Origin of the sequence: Methylobacterium phyllosphaerae (assembly GCF_001936175.1) — a bacterium.
GTDB lineage: Bacteria > Pseudomonadota > Alphaproteobacteria > Rhizobiales > Beijerinckiaceae > Methylobacterium > Methylobacterium fujisawaense.
The window spans coordinates 673,659-691,937 of the sequence record NZ_CP015367.1 but is presented as its reverse complement, the minus strand read 5'-3'; the positions used below and the strand labels follow the sequence as shown (position 1 = coordinate 691,937).

Sequence of the window (18,279 nt, the reverse complement as noted above, 5' to 3'; positions counted from 1 at the left end):
GACAGGGGTGCGGCGCGGCGATATGGCCGCGCCATGCCCGACCTCCTGCTCGAACTCCGCTCGGAAGAGATCCCCGCCCGCATGCAGCGGCGCGCGGCGGAGGATCTGAAAAAGCTCGTCACCGACGCCCTGGTGGCGCGCGGTTTCCTGTACGAGGGCGCCAAGGCGTTCTCGACGCCGCGCCGGCTGGCGCTGCACATCGCCGGCCTCCCCGCCCGGGGCGAGGCCGTGCGCGAGGAGCGCCGCGGCCCGCGGGTCGGCGCCCCCGAGGCGGCCGTCCAGGGCTTCCTGAAGGGCGCGGGACTGACGAGCCTCGATCAGGCCACGACCGTCACCGATCCCAAGAAGGGCGAATTCTACCTCGCGGTGATCGAGCGGCCCGGCCGCGAGACGCTGGACGTCCTGGCCGAGCTCCTGCCCGAAATCGTCAAGAACTTCCCCTGGCCGAAATCCATGCGCTGGGGCGCGGCCTCGGCGGAGCCGGGGTCCCTCCGCTGGGTGCGCCCGCTGCAATCGATCGTCGCGACCTTCGGGCCGGAGACCGAGAGCCCCGAGGTCGTGCCGTTCGCGGTCGGCGGGATCGCGGCCGGCACGGTGACCTACGGCCACCGCTTCCTCGCCCCGGAGGCGATCGAGGTGCGCCGGTTCGACGACTACATCCAGGCCCTGGAGCGGGCGAAGGTCATCCTCGACGCCGACCGGCGCAAGGACGTGATCCTGCACGATGCCCGCGACCTCGCCTTCGCCCGCGGCCTCGACCTCGTCGAGGACGAGGGGCTGCTGGAGGAGGTGTCGGGCCTCGTGGAATGGCCGGTGGTGCTGATGGGCTCGTTCGACGAGGCCTTCCTCGACATCCCCGCCGAGGCGATCCGGGCGACCATCCGGGCGAACCAGAAGTGCTTCGTCCTGCGCAAGGGCGGGTCGGAGGACCTGGCGCCGGCCTTTATCCTGGTCTCGAACCTCGTCGCCATCGACGGCGGCCGGGCGATCACAGCAGGCAACGAGCGGGTGGTCCGGGCGCGCCTGTCGGACGCGAAGTTTTTCTGGGAGACCGACAAGGCGATCCGCTTGGAGGATCGGCTGCCGAAGCTCGACAGCATCGTCTTCCACGAGAAGCTCGGCACGCAGGGCGAGCGGATCGCCCGTATCGCCGCGCTGGCGAAGGACCTCGCGCCGCGCGTGGGCGCCGACCCGGCGCTCGCCGAACGCGCGGCCCGTCTCGCCAAGGCCGACCTCGTCACCGAGATGGTCGGCGAGTTCCCCGAGCTCCAGGGCCTGATGGGCCGCAAATACGCGGCGCTCCAGGGCGAGCACGACAGCGTCTGCGCGGCCATCGAGGAGCATTACAAGCCGCTCGGCCCCTCCGACCGGGTGCCAAGCGATCCGGTCTCCATCGCGGTGGCGCTCGCCGACAAGCTCGACACGCTGGTGGGGTTCTGGGCGATCGACGAGAAGCCCACGGGGAGCAAGGACCCGTTCGCCCTGCGCCGGGCGGCTCTGGGCGTGATCCGGCTGATCCTCGACCGCGGCTTGCGCCTGCGCCTTCTCGAGCAGGTCGGCGCGGCGGATCGCGGCCTCGCCGGGCGGGCCGGTGCGGATGCCGGGGATCTCCTCGGCTTCTTCGCGGACCGCCTCAAGGTCTACCTCCGCGACCAGGGCGCCCGCCACGACCTCATCGACGCCGTCTTCGCCCTGCCCGGCCAGGACGACCTGCTGATGGTCGTGCGCCGCGTCGAGGCGCTCGGACAGTTCCTCGACACCGAGGACGGGAAGAACCTGTTGGCCGGCTACAAGCGCGCGGCCAACATCCTGCGCATCGAGGAGAAGAAGGACGGCCGCGCCTACGATGCCGCGCCCGACGCCGCCCTCGCCGCCGCGGGCGAGCCGGCCGAGCGAGCACTGGCCGAGGCGCTGGCGAAGGCCCGGGAGACCGCCTCGGCGGCGGTCGCCCGCGAGGATTTCGCCGGGGCCATGCAGGCGCTCTCCACGCTCCGCGCGCCGGTGGACGCCTTCTTCCAGGACGTCACCGTCAACGCGCCCGATCCGAAGCTCCGCGAGAACCGCTTGGCTCTGCTCAACGCCCTGCGCGCCGCGACACGGGAGGTGGCGGAGTTCGCGAAGATCGAGGGGTGAGGCGGAGCCTTCCCCGCGGACAATCGCCATCTGAACGGAGCGCGGCTCCCCTCTCCCGTGCGGGAGAGGGACAGGGTGAGGGGTGCGACCTCACCGGAAAGACCCGATTTCTCACCCCGACCCTCTCCCGCATGGGAGAGGGGGCGCGTTGCGCCTTCGCACAGACCACGGACGGCCACCCTCACCCGTGATCGTGCCCGGCATGGTCCTCCGGCTTCGGTAGGGTCAGGCCGAAATGGCTCACCAGATCGGCCACCTGCCCGGGGCTCAGCTGCCGCGGATTGAGGTTGCGGAGCAGCAGGTAGAGCTTGGCGGTCTCCTCGAGCTCCTCGGTGGCGAAGACCGCGCCCTCCAGGCTGTCCCCGGCCACCACCGGGCCGTGATTGGCGAGCAGCACCGAACTGTACCGGCCGGCGAGCCCCCGGATCGCGTCCGCGACCGCGGGGTCGCCGGGTCGGTAATAGGGCACCAGCGCCGTGCCGCCGGCGCGCATCAGGTAGTAGGGCGTCAGCGGCGGCAGGACCTGACGCGGGTCGATCTCCGGCAGCATCGAGACCGCCACCGCGTGGGTGGAGTGCAGGTGGACGATCGCCTTCGCTTCGCTGCGGCTCTCGTAGAGCGCGCTGTGCAGCGGGATCTCCTTGGTGGGTTTGTCGCCCGAGACGAGGCGCCCCTGCTGGTCCAGCCGGGAGATCCGCGCCGGGTCGAGGAAGCCGAGGGACGCGTTGGTCGGCGTCACCAGCCAGCCGCCGTCGGGCAGGCGCAGCGAGATGTTTCCGGACGAGCCCGGCGTCAGGCCGCGCTCGAACAGCGAGCGGCCGTAGCGGCAGATGTCTTCGCGCAGCCGGCTCTCGTCGCTCATGCGGTCGCTCCCTCGATCAGCTCGAACCCGAGATCGATTTTCTTTGGACTCTGATCGGTCAGGCAGGCGGCGGCCCGCCGGCCGATCTCCAGGCGCGGCGTGCGCACCGTCGAGAGGGGCTGGGGCATCGCCGCCGCGAAGTCGAGCCCGTTGAAGCCGAACAGCGCGATCCGTCCCGGGACCGCGAGCCCCGCCGCCAGGCAGGCGAAGTAGCCGCCGAGCGCCATGTCGTCGTTGGAGAAGTAGACGGCATCGAGATCCGGGTGGCGCGCCAGCAGCGCCTCCAGCCCCGCCCGCCCCGAGGCCGGCGAGGACGGCCCCGACCGGATCTCCTGGGCCTGGAGCGCCAGCCCGGCCTCCGCCAGGGCTTCCTCGAACCCGGCCAGCCGCTTGCCCGCCCGCACGTCTATGCGCAAGTCGTGGCCGAGATAGGCGATGCGGCGGTAGCCCCGCGCGACGAGGTGGCGGGCGCTCGCCGCCCCCACGGCCCGGTTGGAGAACCCGACCACCGTGTCGATCCCGTCGCCATCCGTGTCGATCATCTCGACGACGCGCACGCCCCCGGCCCTGGCGAGGGCCACTGTCCCGGGATTGTGCTCCAGCCCGGTGAGCAGCAGCGCCGCCGGCCGCCAGGACAGGAGCGCGGCGGCCAGCGCCTCCTCCCGGTCCGGATCGTACTCGCTCACCCCGATCACGCAGGGGATGCCCTCGGCGTCGAGCGCCGATGTCAGGCCGCGCAGCAGGTCGGGAAAGACCACGTTGGCGAGCGACGGGATGACGACGCCCACGAGCCGCGCGCTCGCGCCCTGGCCGGCGAGGCTGCCGGCGAGGCGGTTCGGCACGTAGCCGAGCCGGGCCACCGCCTCAGCCACCCGCGCGCCGGCGCGCTTGGAATAGGAGCCGTGGTTGCGCAGGACCCGCGAGACCGTGCTCTCGCCGACCCCGGCCTCACGGGCCACGTCGGTAAGCGTCACGAGCCGCCCCGGCGGCTGGAATTCGTCCATGGCCCCGCTTCTCCCGGCGCGGTCTCTGATGACGTCCGTCGCATCGCCCATCCGCACCCTCATCGCGCGATGCCCGCGCGACCGGGCCCCGAAGGAGAAGGTCTCCAGACGGCGCGGCGCTCCCTGGAGGGCTCCTTCGAGGCCTCCGCTGCGCTGCGCCACCGCGGGATGGGGGTGCAATTGGGAAGACCGTCCTCAGCGATCCGGCCCCTGACATAGCGGCCTGCATTATGTCGCACAACCGGATTGGCAGCGCTGCCAAAAGGCGATATGGCACCGCCCCAGCGCCGCCCGACGAGCGGTGAAGACCATGATCCGCCCATCCGCGCGAGCGTATGGGCGAGGGAGAACGCCATGCCGGTCCAAGCCGCTCCGCTGGGGGGCGCCACCGCGCCCGCGGACGAAAAGTCCTTCGCCGACCGCACCTACGCGAAGGTGTTCTGGCGCCTCGTGCCGTTCCTGATGCTCTGCTACGTGGTGGCGTATCTCGACCGGGTGAATGTCGGCTTCGCCAAGCTCCAGATGTCCCAGGAGCTGAAGTTCTCCGAGACGGTCTATGGCCTCGGTGCCGGAATCTTCTTCCTCGGCTACTTCCTGTTCGAGGTGCCCTCGAACGTGATCCTGCACCGGGTCGGCGCGCGGGTGTGGATCGCCCGGATCATGATCACCTGGGGAATCATCTCCGGCGCCTTCCTGTTCGTGAACTCCGAGTGGAGCTTCTACGGGATGCGCTTCCTGCTCGGGCTGGCCGAGGCCGGCTTCTATCCGGGCGTGATCCTCTACACGACCTCTTGGTTCCCGGCCCATCGCCGCGCCAAGGTGATCGCGGTGTTCATGGCGGCGATCCCGATCTCGGGGATCTTCGGCAACCCGCTCTCCGGCTGGATCATGGACGCGTTCAACGGCGCCCAGGGCCTGTCCGGCTGGCAGTGGATGTTCCTGATCGAGGCGGTGCCGGCGGTGCTCATCGGACTCGCCGTGTTCTTCTACCTCGACAACCGCCCGGCCGAGGCGAAGTGGCTGAGGGACGCCGAGAAGGAGCTCCTGGAGCGCGACATCGCCGCCGACAACCGGGGCAAGGAATCGAGCCCGCACTCCATCGCCACCGTGTTCCGCAACGGCCGCGTGTGGTTCATGAGCCTGATCTACTTCGCCTTCGTGACCGGGCAGTACGGCCTCACCTTCTGGATGCCCACGATCGTCAAGGCGTCGGGCGTGCAGGGCAATCTCAACATCGGCCTGATCAGCGCGATCCCGTTCCTGTGCGCGGCCATCGTGATGGTTCTGTTCGGGCTCAGCGCCGACCGGATGCGCGAGCGCCGTTGGCACCTGATCGTCCCGGCCCTGCTCGGCGCCGTCGGCTTCGTGGTCTCGGCGAGCGCGGGCTCGACCACCATCGCGGTGGCGGCCCTCTCGGTGGCGGCGGCCGGCGTGCTGACCTGCTCGCCCCTGTTCTGGTCGCTGCCCACGGCGTTCCTCAGCGGCGCCGGCGCGGCGGCCGGCATCGCCCTGATCAACTCGGTGGGCAATCTTGCCGGCTTCGTCAGCCCCTACGTGATCGGGGCGCTGCGCGACGCCACCGGCAGCACCGCCGCCGGCATGTACGCGCTCGCCGCGATGCTGGTGGTCGGCTCGGTCTGCGTGTTCGTCACGCCGGCCCGGATGGTCAACCGCTGAGGCTTCGAGCCGAGCGCGACACGGCCCCTCTCCCGACGGGAGAGGGGCCTCGGGCCCCGCGCGGCGACGCAGGGGCGCCCTTCCCTTCAGGCAGGATCAGCCCGCGATGACCACAGACACCCCCACCCGCCGCGCCGCGGTGATCGGCCTGGGCTCCATGGGCTCCGGCATGGCCGGCTCGCTCCTGCGGGCGGGCTTCTCGGTCGCCGCCTGCGACGTGAACCCGGAGGCGGTGGCGCGCTTCGCCGCCGCCGGCGGCCGGGGCGCCGCGAACCCCGCCGAGGCGGCCCGGGACGCCGACGTGGTGGTGAGCGTGGTGGTCAACGCCGCCCAGACCGAGGCGGTGCTGTTCGGCGAGAACGGGGCCGCTGCCGCGATGCCCGAGGGCGCGGTGTTCGTCTCCTCCGCCACCATGGATCCGGCCGTCGCGCGCGCGCTCGCCGCCCGGCTGGAGGCCACCGGCCGCCACTATCTCGACGCCCCGATGAGCGGCGGCGCGGCCCGCGCGGCGGATGGCGGCCTGACCTTCCTGGCCTCGGGCTCGGCGGCGGCCTTCGCGAAGGCGCGGCCCGCCCTCGATGCCATGGCGGGCACGCTCTACGAGCTCGGCGACGCGGCCGGCCAGGGCGCGGCCTTCAAGATGATCAACCAGCTGCTGGCCGGGGTGCATATCGCCGCCGCCTGCGAGGCGATGGCCTTCGCGGCCAAGCAGGGTCTCGATCTCCGGCGCGTCTACGAGGTGATCACCAAGTCGGCCGGCAATTCCTGGATGTTCGAGAACCGGGTGCCCCACATCCTCGACGCGGATTACAGCCCGAAGAGCGCGGTCGACATCTTCGTCAAGGATCTCGGCATCGTGCAGGACATGGCCCGGGCGGAGAAGTACCCGGTCCCGGTGGCGGCCGCGGCGCTCCAGATGTTCCTGATGGCGTCCGGCGCCGGCATGGGCCGCGACGACGACGCCTCCGTGGCGCGGCTCTACGCGCAGGTCTCGGGGGCGAAGCTGCCGGGGACGGCCTGAGGAGGCCTGATCCCACCCGCTTCCTCATCCTGAGGTGCCCGCGCCAGCGCGCCGCCTTCGCGGCCTCCGCTGCGCTCCGGCACCTCAGGATGCGGGGATTGGGTTGGATCGTGGTCCGCTGAGCGGATCGTCGCGTTTTCAAGGATCGGGCAGGGAGTCCCAAAAGAATGCCGCGCTTTGCCGCCAACCTCAGCCTGATGTTCAACGAGGTGCCGTTCCTCGACCGGTTCGAGGCTGCGGCCCGCGCCGGGTTCGACGCCGTGGAGTTCCTGTTCCCCTACGAGCATCCGCCCGAGGCCATCGGCGCGCGGCTCCGGGCGAACGGCCTGACCCAGGCGCTGTTCAACCTGCCGCCGGGCGACTTCGCCGGGGGCGAGCGCGGGATCGCCGCCTTCCCCGAGCGGTTCGACGAGCTGAAGGCGGGTGTCGAGACGGCGCTCCGCTACGCCGAGGCGACCGGCGTGGGCCGGCTCCACCTCATGGCGGGCCTCGCCCCCTGGGACGATCCCAAGGCCGCCGAATCCTACCGCCGGGCCGTGACCTGGACGGCCGAGCGGCTTGCCCACGCCGGCCTCGACCTCGTCCTGGAGCCGATCAACGGCCGGAACATGCCGGGCTACTTCCTCAACGATTTCGGCCGCGCCGCGGACCTGATCCGTGAGCTGGCTTTGCCGAACCTGAAGCTGCAGTTCGACCTCTACCATTGCCAGATCCTGCACGGCGACGTGACCATGCGGCTGCGCGCCCTGATGCCGATCATCGGCCACGTCCAGACGGCGAGCGTGCCCGAGCGCCACGAACCCGGTACCGGCGAGATGAACGACTTCTTCCTGTTCGACGAGCTGGACCGGCTCGGCTACCGCGGCTTCGTCGGCTGCGAGTACATCCCGGCCGCCGACACCGTCGCGGGCCTCGGCTGGCTCGCCGCCTACAAGGGGAGCGCCCGATGAGCCTCGCGCTGGGATGCGTCGCCGACGACTACACGGGCGCCTCGGACCTCGCCAACACCCTGACCAAGGCGGGCCTGCGCACGATCCAGACCATCGGGGTGCCTGAGGAGGGCCGCGCCCTGCCGGAGGCCGACGCGGTGGTGGTGGCGCTGAAAAGCCGCTCGATCCCGGCCGACCAGGCCGTGGCCCGCTCCCGCGAGGCGGAAGCCTGGCTGCGGGCCCGGGGCGCGGCCCACGTGATGTTCAAGGTCTGCTCGACCTTCGATTCGACGGATGCGGGCAATATCGGCCCGGTGATGGACGCCCTGCGGGCCGAGGCCGGCGCGGCCATCGCGCTCGTGACCCCGGCGTTCCCGGAGACGGGCCGGAGCGTCTACCAGGGCAACCTGTTCGTCGGATCCGTGCCGCTGAACGAGAGTCCCCTGAAGGACCATCCGCTCAACCCGATGCGCGACGCCAACCTCGTGCGCGTGCTGGGGCGCCAGAGCGCCAGCCCGGTCGGCCTGGTCGACACCGCCACGGTGGCCCGGGGTGCGGAGGCCGTGGCGGCCCGCCTCCAGGCCCTGGCGGCCGAGGGCAAGGGCGCCGCCATCGCGGATGCGATCTTCGACAGCGACCTCGAAACCCTCGGGCGGGCGATCATCGGCGAGAAATTTTCCGTGGGGGCGTCCGGCCTCGGGCTCGGGCTCGCCCGGGCGCTGGTGGCCGACGGGCGCGGCACGCAGGATGCCGCCGGGGCCGCCGTCGGCGAGCCGGTGGGCGGGGCCGCCGCCTGCCTCGCCGGCAGCTGCTCGCAGGCGACCCTCCAGCAGGTCGCCGCGGCGGAGAAGATCATGCCGGTGATGCGCCTCGACCCTGCCCGGCTGCTCGCCGGCGCCGACGTGGTGGCCGAGGCCCTGGCCTTCGCGGCGGAACGGCTCGCCGCAGGCCCGGTGCTGATCGCGTCCTCGGCGCCCCCCGAGGCGGTGCGCGCCCTCCAGGCCGAACACGGGGTCGACGCGGCCGGCCACGCCATCGAGGCGGCGCTGGCCGCCATCGCCGAGGGCCTCGTCGCCCGCGGCGTGCGCCGGCTCGTGGTCGCCGGCGGCGAAACCTCGGGGTCGGTGGTCGACCGGCTGGGCCTCACCGCCTTCCTGCTCGGGCCGGAGATCGCCGCGGGCGTACCGGTGCTGCGGACCGCAGGGCGACCGGAGCCGATGCTGCTCGCCCTCAAATCCGGCAATTTCGGCGGCCCGGACTTCTTCGGCCGCGCCCTCGACATGATGGCCTGAGGCCGCATACTCCGACGAGAGGTTTCCCATGCACGCCCTGATTCTCGGTGCCGCCGGCATGATCGGCCGCCGCCTCGTGGACGCCCTGGTGAAGGACGGCCAGGTCGGCGGGCAGACGCTCAGCGCCCTCACCCTGCTCGACGTGGTTCCGCCCGCGGCGCCGGAAGGCTTCTCCGGCCCGGTGCGGGCCGAGGCCGCCGACCTGACGGCCCCGGGTGCCGCCGAGGCCGCCATCGCCGGGCGGCCGGGGGTGATCTTCCACCTCGCCGCGGTGGTCTCCGGCGAGGCTGAGGCCAACCTGGAACTCGGCTACCGGGTCAATCTCGACGGTACCCGCCTGCTCCTTGACGCGATCCGCGCGGCCAACGTGGCGGACGGCTACCGGCCGAAGCTCGTCTTCACCTCCTCCCTCGCGGTGTTCGGGCCGCCCTTCCCCAAGGTGATCCCGGACGACCACATCCTGCGACCGGCCTCCTCGTACGGGGTGCAGAAGGCCATGGGCGAGCTGATGCTCGCCGACTACGCGCGCCGCGGCTTCCTCGACGGGATCGGCCTGCGCCTGCCGACCATCTGCGTGCGGCCGGGCAAGCCCAACAAGGCGGCCTCGGGCTTCTTCTCCGGCATCATCCGCGAGCCGCTGGCCGGCCAGGAGGCGATCCTGCCGGTGCCCGACACGGTGCGGCACTGGTTCGCCAGCCCCGCCGCGGCGGTCGGCTTCCTCGTCCACGCCGCCGGGCTCGACCTCGCGGCGATCGGGCCCCGGATCAGCCTGACCATGCCGGGCGTCTCCGCCACGGTCGCCGAGGAGATCGAGGCCCTGCGCCGCGCGGCGGGCGACAAGGCCGTGGCGCTGATCCGGCGCGCGCCGGACGCGACCATCGCGCGGATCGTCGGCTCCTGGCCGGAGGCCTTCGAGCCGGAGGCGGCCCTGGCTCTGGGCTTCCGGGCGGATGGATCCTTCGACGCGATCGTGGCCCAGCACGTGGCCGAGTTCCACGGCGGCTGAGGCGTCAGGCCAGGGCGGAGCGGATGTCGGTCTGCGGAAAGGCGTCGCCGACGTAGAGCAGCGGCACGCCGTTCATCCGCGCGCAGGCACAGGCGAAGCAGTCGCCGAGGTTCAGGCGCGCCGGGTGGCGGCCCTTGCCGTGGCGGGCGTGGGCCGCGAGGGCGAGTCGCGTCTCCGCTTCGGCGATCGGGACCCGCGTGACGCCTGTGGCGGCCAGAAAATCGTCCACGATCTCTTCGGCGACTTCGGGCGGGACGGCCTTGAGCCGGGTGATGGCGAGCACCGCCTCATACACGGCAACGCCGCTCGTGAGCCGCACGGGACTGTCGCGCAACCGATCCATCAGCGCAGAATGTCCCGGCTCGCCGGCGACGATCGCATGATGGCGGACGCGTCGACGAACATCACGCGTCGTTCAGGCTGTCGCAGAAGGCCTCATCCGCCTTGAGGCCCGTCGACGGGTTGGATGCCAACCTGTCCTGGATCGGCTTGACCTGCTCCAGGAAAGTCTCGCGCTCCGCGTTCTGCCGCGCCAGTCCGTTCTTGAGCGCGGGTCGCACCGCCTCGGTCTTGCTCACGCCCGTCCGCGATGCCAGCCTCTCGGCGCGCTGATTCACCTCTTCGCTGCGGATGTTGAGCGGCATGGCAGCCCCCGTGTAGACGCACGGAGGCCAGTGTCTACACACCCCTGCCGCAAGGGCGGCCAGAACCCCGATCAAGGATCCCGATGACCCGCCTCGACGAGGCCCGCGCCGCGCTCAAGAAGACCTTCGGCTACGAGGATTTCCGGCCCGGGCAGGACGAGGTGATCGGCGCGGTGCTGGACGGCGCCGACGTGTTCGCCGTGATGCCCACCGGCTCCGGCAAGTCGATGACCTACCAGCTCCCCGCCCTGGTCGAGCCCGGTCTGACCGTCGTGGTCTCGCCGCTGATCGCGCTGATGCACGATCAGGTGCAGCAGATGAAGAGCGTCGGCATCGAGGCCGCCACCCTCAACTCGACGGTGGCGGAGACGGAGTCCCGCGAGACCTGGCGGTCCCTGCGCTCGGGCGACCTCCGTCTCCTGTTCGTGTCCCCCGAGCGCCTGCTGATGGAGGGCTGCATCGAGGCCCTGCGCGGGGCCGGGGTCCGGCGGCTCGCGGTGGACGAGGCGCATTGCGTCTCGCAATGGGGCCACGATTTCCGGCCCGAGTACCGGGAGATCGCCCGGGCCCGGGTGGCGCTGGGCAACATCCAGACCCTGGCGCTCACCGCCACCGCCGATGCCGCGACCCGCGCGGAGATCGCCGAGCGGCTGTTCCCGCAGGACCGGCCCCCGAAGATCTTCGTCCACTCCTTCGACCGGCCGAACATCCGGCTGACCTTCCAGCCCAAGGACAACCCGGCCCGGCAGATCGAGCGGTTCCTGAAGCATCGGCGGGCGGAGAGCGGGATCATCTACTGCTCCTCGCGCAAGCGCGTCGAGCAACTGGCCGAGACCCTCAAGAAGGACGGGTTCGACGCCCTGCCCTACCATGCCGGCCTCGACCAGGGCACGCGCATGCGCAACCAGGACCGGTTCCTGCAGGAGGACGGGGTGGTGATGACCGCCACCATCGCCTTCGGCATGGGCATCAACAAGCCCGACGTGCGCTTCGTCTGCCACGCCGACATGCCCAACAACGTCGAGGGCTACTACCAGGAGATCGGCCGCGCCGGCCGCGACGGGCTGCCCGCCGACACGCTGACCCTCTACGGCCTCGACGACATGGCGCTGCGCCGCCGCCAGATCGACGAGAAGGAGATCTCCGACGAGCGCCGCCGGGTCGAGCGGCGCAAGCTCGAGGCGATGATCACCCTGTGCGAGGGCGCCACCTGCCGCCGCCAGTCGCTGCTCGCCTATTTCGGCGAGGCGAGCGGCCCTTGCGGCCGCTGCGACCTGTGCCGCGGCGGCGTCACCCTCGTGGACGGGACGGTCTCGGCGCAGAAGATCCTCTCGGCCATCGTGCGCACCGGCCAGCGCTTCGGCGCGGCCTATATCTGCGACGTGGTCCACGGGAAGGAGAGCGAGCAGATCCGCCGCAACGGCCACGCGAGCCTCAAGACCTTCGGGGTCGGCGCCGACAAGCCGGTGGCCGCGTGGCGGGCGATCCTGCGCCAGCTCTTCGCGGCCGGGGCGATCGCCGAGAACGCCGACGGCTTCGGCGGCCTGTCCATGACCGAGAAGGGCGAGGCGATCCTGTTCGGCCGGGAGCCGGTCCAGCTCCGCCCGGATCCGGAGCCGAAGGCCGAATCCCGCGAGCGACGCCGGCCTGCATCCCGCGAGGACGGCGAGATCGCCCTCTCGGAGGCCGACGAGGCGCTGTTCCAGCACCTGCGCGGCCTGCGCGCCACGCTGGCCCGGGCCGAGGGCATCGCGGCCTTCATGGTCTTCCCCGATCGAACGCTGATCGAGATGGCCCGCCAGAAGCCCGTCGACCTCTGGGCTCTACGCACGGTCCACGGGGTCGGCGAGCGCAAGCGCGAGGCCTACGGCGACAAGTTCGTGGCGGCGATCGCCGATTTCCTGGCCCATCCGCCGGCCGCGTGACCGGGCTTCATCCACGGTGGCGTCAGACGGCGTATTGCAACGCGGTGGGAGAACGCACTAATCCGTCACCGTCGCCGCACGCTGCCCGGTTCGGGTCGCTTATCGGGTCGGGGGTCCTGTCGGGGCTCCCGGACCGCCCTCGTCGAGGCTGCCCCATGTTCCGCAACGACGTTCCGATCACCCCCGAGCTCGTGGCCCAGCACGGCCTGACGCCGGACGAGTACGAGCGCTTTCGCGGCCTGATCGGGCGCGACCCGACGCTGACTGAACTCGGCATCGTCTCGGCCATGTGGAACGAGCACTGTTCCTACAAGTCCTCCCGCAAGCACCTGCGCGGGCTGCCGACCTCGGCGCCGTGGGTGATCCAGGGACCGGGCGAGAACGCCGGCGTGATCGACATCGGCGACGGGCTCGCCTGCGTGTTCAAGATGGAGAGCCACAACCACCCGAGCTACATCGAGCCCTATCAGGGCGCGGCGACCGGTGTCGGCGGCATCCTGCGCGACGTGTTCACCATGGGCGCTCGGCCGATCGCGGCGCTCAACGCCCTGCGCTTCGGCTCCCCCGACCATCCGCGCACCCGCAGCCTCGTCTCCGGCGTGGTCGCGGGCGTGGGCGGCTACGGCAACTCCTTCGGCGTGCCCACCGTCGGCGGTCTGACCGGTTTCCACAAGCGCTACGACGGCAACATCCTGGTCAACGCCATGGCGGTGGGCCTCGCCCGCACCGACGGGATCTTCTACGCGGCCGCCGCCGGAATCGGGAACCCGATCGTCTATCTCGGCTCCAAGACTGGCCGCGACGGCATCCACGGCGCCACCATGGCCTCGGCCGAGTTCGACGAGGCCTCCGAGTCGAAGCGTCCGACCGTGCAGGTTGGCGATCCCTTCGCCGAGAAGCTGCTGCTCGAAGCCTGCCTGGAGCTGATGGCCTCGGGGGCGGTGATCGCCATCCAGGACATGGGCGCCGCCGGCCTCACCTGCTCGGCCGTTGAGATGGGCGCCAAGGGCGACCTCGGCGTCGAACTCGACATCGACAAGGTGCCGGCCCGCGAAGAGGGTATGACCCCCTACGAGATGATGCTCTCCGAGAGCCAGGAGCGCATGCTCATGGTGCTCAAGCCCGGCATGGAGGCGGAGGCGGAAGCCATCTTCGTGAAGTGGGGGCTCGACTTCGCGGTGATCGGCCGGACCACCGACACGCTGCGCTTCGTGATCAAGTGGCACGGGGAGACCGTGGCCGACCTGCCGATCAAGGAGCTCGGCGACGAGGCGCCGCTCTACGACCGGCCGCACCTCGCCAACACGCACCTGCCGGTGCTCGCGGCCTCCGAGGTTCCGGCCCCGGCCTCGCTCACCGACGCGCTCAAGCGCCTCGTCGGCTCCCCGGACCTCTCGTCCAAGCGGTGGGTCTTCGAGCAGTACGACCACTTCATCCTGGGCAACACCGTCCAGAAGCCCGGCGGCGACGCCGCCATCGTGCGGGTCGAGGACGGGCCGAAGGGGCTGGCGCTCACCTGCGACGTCACCCCGCGCTATTGCGAGGCCGACCCGGTCGAGGGCGGCCGGCAGGCCGTGGCCGAGGCGTGGCGCAACATCACGGCGGTCGGGGCCAAGCCGCTCGCCATCACCGACAACCTGAACTTCGGCAATCCCGAGAAGCCCGAGGTGATGGGCCAGCTCGTCGGCTGCCTGCAGGGCATCGGCGAGGCCTGCCGGGCGCTGGACTTCCCGGTCGTGTCCGGCAACGTCTCGCTCTACAACGAGACCAACGGCGTCGGCATCCTGCCGACCCCGACCATCGGCGGCGTCGGCATGCTCGACGACGTGGCGCGCCACGCCACCATCGCCCTCAAGCGCGAGGGCGACGTGCTGGTGCTGATCGGCTCCGGCGAGGGCTGGCTTGGCCAATCCGCCTACCTGTCGGTGATCGAGGGCCGCGAGGAGGGCGCGCCGCCGCCGGTGGATCTCGCCCTGGAGCGCCGCAACGGCGACTTCGTCCGCACCCTGATCCAGTCGGGCGCCGTCGACACGGTCCACGACCTTTCCGACGGTGGCCTCGCGGTCGCCCTCGCCGAGATGGCGATGGCCGGCGGCATCGGCGCTGCTCTGCCCGAGGTGCCGGTGGATCTCGCCCCCCACGCCTACCTGTTCGGCGAGGACCAGGGCCGCTACCTGCTGGCGATCGATCCGGAAGCTGCCAGCGACCTCCTCTACAGCGCCTCGGCGCAGGGGATCGACGCGGCGGTGGTCGGCGTCACCGGCTCCGACCGTTTGACCCTGCCGGGCGGCGAGACCATATCGCTGGCCGACCTGTCCACGGCGCACGAGGGCTGGCTGCCCGCCTACATGGCGAGCCAGCCGGCCGCTCCCGCCGCCTGAACCCCCTTACGCCCAGGAGTTTGCCGATGCCGATGGATGCGGGCGAGATCGAGCGCATGATCCGCGAAGCGTTGCCGGACGCGCAGGTGGAGATCCGCGACCTCGCGGGCGATGGCGACCACTACGCCGCCACCGTCCTGTCGGCGGCCTTCAAGGGCAAGACACGGGTGGCGCAGCACCAGATGGTCTACGGCGCCCTTCAGGGCCGGATGGGCGGCGTCCTCCACGCCCTTGCGCTGACCACGGGTGTCCCGCAGGATTAGGCGTTCTCGCGGTAGCTCTCCCGATGGATCGACCGAGTCTCTACGATGACGACATCGTGACCTGGGCCGAGGAGCAGGTTGCGGCTCTGCGCGCGCTCGGAGCCCGCAGCGACCTGTCGAATGCGGTCGACTGGGAGAATGTCGCCGAGGAGATCGAGAGCGTAGGACGGTCTCAACTTCGAGCCGTTGAGGGTTTGCTGGTCCAGGCTCTCGCCCATATGCTGAAGCGCCTATCGGCGCCGGATCTGCCCGTCACCCGCCCCTGGCGTGAGGAGACGCTGACGTTCCAAATCGCCGCGCGCAACAGGTTCGAGCGATCGATGCGGCAGCGTTTGGATTGGGACCGGATCTGGAAATCCGCACGCGAAACCGCCAACTTGGGTCTTACGCCATACGGTGATGGCCTTCTGCCCAACCTGCCGGATAGCTGTCCGGTTGATCCGGACGAGCTTCTTTCGGCACGCTTTGATATGGACGCGATACTGCTGCAAATCGCGGAATCAAGGAAGCATACGCCAAGCTTATAAGCTTGCTGCACGATAAACCGTCACAGGACGAACGAGGACTAACTCGATGACCGACGCCAACACGACCATCCAGAACGAGATCGCCTCCCAGGACGTGGTGGTGTTCATGAAGGGCACGCCGCAGATGCCGCAATGCGGCTTCTCGGGACAGGTGGTGCAGATCCTCAACTACCTCGGCGTGCCGTTCAAGGGCGTGAACGTGCTGGCCGATCAGGGCATCCGCGAGGGCATCAAGGCCTTCTCGAACTGGCCGACCATCCCGCAGATCTACGTGAAGGGCGAGTTCGTCGGCGGCTGCGACATCACCCGCGAGATGTTCCAGTCGGGCGAGCTGCAGACCTTCCTGGCCGAGAAGGGTGTGCCGGTGAAGACCGCAGCCGCCTGATTCTTTTGGGACTTGGCACGATGGATGAGGGCGCCTGCGGGCGCCCTTTTTCGTGTGCGCGGACGGTGGCCGGGTCAGCGGGGCTCCCGCGCCACGAACAGGGCGACGCAGCCGACGACCGTGATCTCCACCGACCGGAACCGCTGATCGAGGGCCGCGCGCAGGGCCGGCAGCGTGTCGGCGCTGTTCGAGAACACCCCTTTTCGGTTGTAGACTCGCATCAGCGCGCGCGCCGCAGCCGTGGTCGGGACGCCCCCCGACAGGATCGTGGCGCCGAACACCACCCCGTCGTCCCGCAGGCACGGCCGCACCGTGTCGAAGGCCTTCGCCTTGGCGGCGATGTCGCCCGGCAGGCAGTGGAGCAGGTAGGTCATCCCGATCGAGTCGAACGGCGCGATGCCGGTGGCCGGGGCGCCGAGCACGTCGACCCGGTAGGTCTCGGGCCGGTAGCGCGCGATCCGGTCGGCCGCGAAGGCGAGGCTGTCGGCGTTGAGGTCCATCAGGCCGATGCGCGGCGCAGGCGCGGGGAAGCGGCAGCGGTCGAGATACCAGCCGGTCCCGACCCCGACGTCGCAATGCGCCAAGCCCGCGTGCCGGTCGTAGAGATCCAGGATCCGCGCCGTGGGGCAGCGCCAGATCAGCGGGTTCGACAGGCGCAGCACGACGAGGTCGTAGATCTGCAGCGTCCGCGGATTGTAGATCGCCTGCCCGGCCTGCGTGTCGGTCGTCATGGCTCTCCGTGGGGTCAGCCGTCGCCAGCGCGCATTCGCATTCGCCGGCGCGATCGCCTATATCAGACACTTTCCAATCGTATGGATTGTTTGAACGCCATGGCGACGCCGTCGCTCGACAGCGCCCGCGCGGCCGATGCCGCGATCGAGAAGGCGCCGGATCTCCTCCCCGAGGCGCTGCCCGGCCGCCGCCCATCGCTGGTCGGCCTGACCCGCGACGCCCTCAAGGCGCAGCTCGTCGGCATGGGCGTGCCCGAGCGCGAGAGCCGGATGCGCGCCGGCCAGGTCTGGCACTGGGTCAATTTTCGCGGGGCGTCCGACTTCGCCGAGATGACCAATGTCGGCAAGGCCTTGAAGGCGCAGCTCGCCGAGCACTTCACCCTGGAGCGGCCCGAGGTGGCCAGCCGGCAGGTCTCCCGGGACGGCACCCGCAAGTGGCTGCTCCGCATGGCGCCGACCAACCGGCAGGAGCACAATCGCGGCGCCGAGATCGAGTGCGTGTACATTCCCGGCCCGGACCGGGGCACGCTCTGCGTGTCCTCCCAGGTCGGCTGCACCCTGACCTGCTCGTTCTGCCACACCGGCACGCAGCGCCTCGTGCGCAACCTCTCGGCCGCCGAGATCGTGCAGCAGCTCGTCACCGCCCGGGACGAGCTCGGCGACTGGCCCGGCCAGATGCCGAGCCGCGACGCCGGCGGCTCCGGCGAGGTCGGCCGGCTCGTGACCAACATCGTGTTCATGGGCATGGGCGAGCCCCTCTACAATCTCGACGCGGTGGTGGACGCGGTGGGGGTGATGTCGGACCAGGAGGGGCTCGGCCTGTCCCGGCGGCGCATCACGGTCTCGACCTCGGGGGTCGTGCCGCAGATCCCGCGCCTCGGCGAGCAGGCCAACGCCATGCTGGCGATCTCGCTCCACGCCGTGCGCGACGACCTGCGCGACGAGCTGGTGCCGCTCAACCGGAAATACCCGATCGCCGAGCTGCTCGCCGCCTGCCGGGCCTATCCGGGCCTGAGCAACGCCCGCCGGATCACCTTCGAGTACGTGATGCTGAAGGGCGTCAACGATTCGGACGCGGACGCGCGGGAGCTGGTCCGCCTGCTCAAGGGCATCCCGGCCAAGATCAACCTGATCCCGTTCAATCCCTGGCCGGGCAGCCGCTACGAATGCTCCGACTGGGACCGGATCGAGCGCTTCTCCGAGATCGTGTTCAACGCCGGCTACGCCTCGCCGGTGCGCACGCCCCGGGGCCGGGACATCCTGGCGGCCTGCGGCCAGCTCAAGAGCGAGACCGAGAAGCTGCGCGCCCGCGCCCGGCTGATGCAGGAGGAGGGCATCGGCGTGGAGAGTTTTTACGCCGGCGCCGACGACTGAGCGACGGTCCATCGGAAGACATCCGACCCGCGCCCTCATCCTGAGGTGCGGCGAAGCCGCCTCGAAGGAGCCCTCCAGAAGCCGCTGCGATTCCTGAAGCCCTCCTTCGAGGCCTCCGTTGCGCT

General features: G+C 70.8%; 16 protein-coding genes and 1 pseudogene. 12 read left to right on the top strand and 5 right to left on the bottom strand.

All coding sequences use genetic code 11. The features are described 5' to 3' along the window. Window positions 1-33: 33 nt before the first annotated feature. On the top strand, window positions 34-2,133 hold the full coding sequence (glyS, locus tag MCBMB27_RS03270; protein WP_053609194.1) for a glycine--tRNA ligase subunit beta: 2,100 nt from the start codon (window positions 34-36) through the stop codon (window positions 2,131-2,133). 181 nt (window positions 2,134-2,314) lie between these two features. Here the strand turns inward: glyS and otnC are convergent, their stop codons facing one another. Together otnC and MCBMB27_RS03260 are read right to left on the bottom strand one after the other, a co-directional pair. Further along, window positions 2,315-2,995 carry a 3-oxo-tetronate 4-phosphate decarboxylase gene (gene otnC, locus MCBMB27_RS03265; RefSeq protein ID WP_075379837.1) on the bottom strand — a complete coding sequence of 227 codons (681 nt, stop codon included), beginning with the start codon at window positions 2,993-2,995 and terminating at the stop codon, window positions 2,315-2,317. After that, window positions 2,992-3,999 carry a LacI family DNA-binding transcriptional regulator gene (locus MCBMB27_RS03260; protein ID WP_043347788.1) on the bottom strand — a complete coding sequence of 336 codons (1,008 nt, stop codon included), beginning with the start codon at window positions 3,997-3,999 and terminating at the stop codon, window positions 2,992-2,994. Before MCBMB27_RS03260 ends, otnC begins: the two co-directional genes overlap by 4 nt. A gap of 354 nt (window positions 4,000-4,353) precedes the next feature. Between MCBMB27_RS03260 and MCBMB27_RS03255 the strand changes: the two genes are divergently transcribed. The 5 genes and pseudogenes from MCBMB27_RS03255 to denD all read left to right on the top strand — a co-directional run bounded on the left by MCBMB27_RS03255 (window position 4,354) and on the right by denD (window position 9,924). Then, window positions 4,354-5,676 carry an MFS transporter gene (locus tag MCBMB27_RS03255; RefSeq protein WP_083683335.1) on the top strand — a complete coding sequence of 441 codons (1,323 nt, stop codon included), beginning with the start codon at window positions 4,354-4,356 and terminating at the stop codon, window positions 5,674-5,676. 100 nt (window positions 5,677-5,776) lie between these two features. Next, a pseudogene (gene ltnD / locus MCBMB27_RS03250) lies at window positions 5,777-6,697 on the top strand (L-threonate dehydrogenase); the annotation flags it as partial. A 167-nt stretch (window positions 6,698-6,864) separates the two neighbouring features. After that, window positions 6,865-7,647 carry a 2-oxo-tetronate isomerase gene (otnI, locus tag MCBMB27_RS03245; RefSeq protein ID WP_043347792.1) on the top strand — a complete coding sequence of 261 codons (783 nt, stop codon included), beginning with the start codon at window positions 6,865-6,867 and terminating at the stop codon, window positions 7,645-7,647. Continuing rightward, entirely contained in the window at window positions 7,644-8,918 is a 1,275-nt protein-coding gene (gene otnK / locus MCBMB27_RS03240; RefSeq protein ID WP_075379835.1) for a 3-oxo-tetronate kinase, read from the top strand. The genes otnI and otnK overlap by 4 nt, the downstream gene beginning before the upstream one ends. A 28-nt stretch (window positions 8,919-8,946) precedes the next feature. Then, window positions 8,947-9,924, top strand: a complete 978-nt coding sequence (gene denD / locus MCBMB27_RS03235) for a D-erythronate dehydrogenase (protein WP_075379834.1) — start codon at window positions 8,947-8,949, stop codon at window positions 9,922-9,924. A gap of 4 nt (window positions 9,925-9,928) precedes the next feature. Here denD and MCBMB27_RS03230 read toward each other — a convergent pair whose 3' ends face one another. After that, window positions 9,929-10,267: a type II toxin-antitoxin system VapC family toxin gene (locus MCBMB27_RS03230; protein WP_236952878.1), complete on the bottom strand. Its 339-nt coding sequence runs from the start codon at window positions 10,265-10,267 to the stop codon at window positions 9,929-9,931. A gap of 61 nt (window positions 10,268-10,328) precedes the next feature. Next, window positions 10,329-10,568 (bottom strand): type II toxin-antitoxin system VapB family antitoxin, encoded by a 240-nt coding sequence (locus MCBMB27_RS03225; RefSeq protein ID WP_075379833.1) that lies wholly within the window; start codon window positions 10,566-10,568, stop codon window positions 10,329-10,331. Between the two features lie 83 nt (window positions 10,569-10,651). Between MCBMB27_RS03225 and recQ the strand changes: the two genes are divergently transcribed. From recQ to grxD, 5 genes are all read left to right on the top strand, one after another. Further along, on the top strand, window positions 10,652-12,493 hold the full coding sequence (gene recQ / locus MCBMB27_RS03220; protein ID WP_043756204.1) for a DNA helicase RecQ: 1,842 nt from the start codon (window positions 10,652-10,654) through the stop codon (window positions 12,491-12,493). A gap of 155 nt (window positions 12,494-12,648) precedes the next feature. Further along, complete coding sequence (gene purL, locus MCBMB27_RS03215; protein ID WP_075379832.1) at window positions 12,649-14,874, top strand: phosphoribosylformylglycinamidine synthase subunit PurL; 2,226 nt, start codon at window positions 12,649-12,651, stop codon at window positions 14,872-14,874. Window positions 14,875-14,900: 26 nt separating this feature from the next. Next, window positions 14,901-15,137 (top strand): BolA family protein, encoded by a 237-nt coding sequence (locus tag MCBMB27_RS03210; protein WP_007568343.1) that lies wholly within the window; start codon window positions 14,901-14,903, stop codon window positions 15,135-15,137. 23 nt (window positions 15,138-15,160) lie between these two features. Further along, window positions 15,161-15,664: a DUF29 domain-containing protein gene (locus tag MCBMB27_RS03205; protein ID WP_075379831.1), complete on the top strand. Its 504-nt coding sequence runs from the start codon at window positions 15,161-15,163 to the stop codon at window positions 15,662-15,664. 46 nt (window positions 15,665-15,710) lie between these two features. Next, window positions 15,711-16,049, top strand: a complete 339-nt coding sequence (gene grxD / locus MCBMB27_RS03200) for a Grx4 family monothiol glutaredoxin (RefSeq protein ID WP_043347809.1) — start codon at window positions 15,711-15,713, stop codon at window positions 16,047-16,049. A 74-nt stretch (window positions 16,050-16,123) separates the two neighbouring features. Here grxD and MCBMB27_RS03195 read toward each other — a convergent pair whose 3' ends face one another. Next, window positions 16,124-16,780, bottom strand: a complete 657-nt coding sequence (locus MCBMB27_RS03195) for a class I SAM-dependent methyltransferase (protein WP_043756200.1) — start codon at window positions 16,778-16,780, stop codon at window positions 16,124-16,126. A gap of 99 nt (window positions 16,781-16,879) precedes the next feature. Here MCBMB27_RS03195 and rlmN point away from each other — a divergent pair, with 99 nt between their 5' ends. Beyond that, on the top strand, window positions 16,880-18,154 hold the full coding sequence (rlmN, locus tag MCBMB27_RS03190; protein WP_043347814.1) for a dual-specificity RNA methyltransferase RlmN: 1,275 nt from the start codon (window positions 16,880-16,882) through the stop codon (window positions 18,152-18,154). Window positions 18,155-18,279 lie beyond the last annotated feature (125 nt).

Coding starts and splice junctions, on each gene's coding strand:
- purL (WP_075379832.1), top strand. CDS start 12,649: ATGTTCCGCAACGACGTTCCGATCACCCCCGAGCTCGTGGCCCAGCAC.
- MCBMB27_RS03230 (WP_236952878.1), bottom strand. CDS start 10,267: ATGGATCGGTTGCGCGACAGTCCCGTGCGGCTCACGAGCGGCGTTGCC.
- MCBMB27_RS03205 (WP_075379831.1), top strand. CDS start 15,161: ATGGATCGACCGAGTCTCTACGATGACGACATCGTGACCTGGGCCGAG.
- denD (WP_075379834.1), top strand. CDS start 8,947: ATGCACGCCCTGATTCTCGGTGCCGCCGGCATGATCGGCCGCCGCCTC.
- MCBMB27_RS03225 (WP_075379833.1), bottom strand. CDS start 10,568: ATGCCGCTCAACATCCGCAGCGAAGAGGTGAATCAGCGCGCCGAGAGG.
- otnK (WP_075379835.1), top strand. CDS start 7,644: ATGAGCCTCGCGCTGGGATGCGTCGCCGACGACTACACGGGCGCCTCG.
- MCBMB27_RS03210 (WP_007568343.1), top strand. CDS start 14,901: ATGCCGATGGATGCGGGCGAGATCGAGCGCATGATCCGCGAAGCGTTG.
- MCBMB27_RS03195 (WP_043756200.1), bottom strand. CDS start 16,780: ATGACGACCGACACGCAGGCCGGGCAGGCGATCTACAATCCGCGGACG.
- recQ (WP_043756204.1), top strand. CDS start 10,652: ATGACCCGCCTCGACGAGGCCCGCGCCGCGCTCAAGAAGACCTTCGGC.
- grxD (WP_043347809.1), top strand. CDS start 15,711: ATGACCGACGCCAACACGACCATCCAGAACGAGATCGCCTCCCAGGAC.
- otnC (WP_075379837.1), bottom strand. CDS start 2,995: ATGAGCGACGAGAGCCGGCTGCGCGAAGACATCTGCCGCTACGGCCGC.
- MCBMB27_RS03255 (WP_083683335.1), top strand. CDS start 4,354: ATGCCGGTCCAAGCCGCTCCGCTGGGGGGCGCCACCGCGCCCGCGGAC.
- otnI (WP_043347792.1), top strand. CDS start 6,865: ATGCCGCGCTTTGCCGCCAACCTCAGCCTGATGTTCAACGAGGTGCCG.
- MCBMB27_RS03260 (WP_043347788.1), bottom strand. CDS start 3,999: ATGGACGAATTCCAGCCGCCGGGGCGGCTCGTGACGCTTACCGACGTG.
- rlmN (WP_043347814.1), top strand. CDS start 16,880: ATGGCGACGCCGTCGCTCGACAGCGCCCGCGCGGCCGATGCCGCGATC.
- glyS (WP_053609194.1), top strand. CDS start 34: ATGCCCGACCTCCTGCTCGAACTCCGCTCGGAAGAGATCCCCGCCCGC.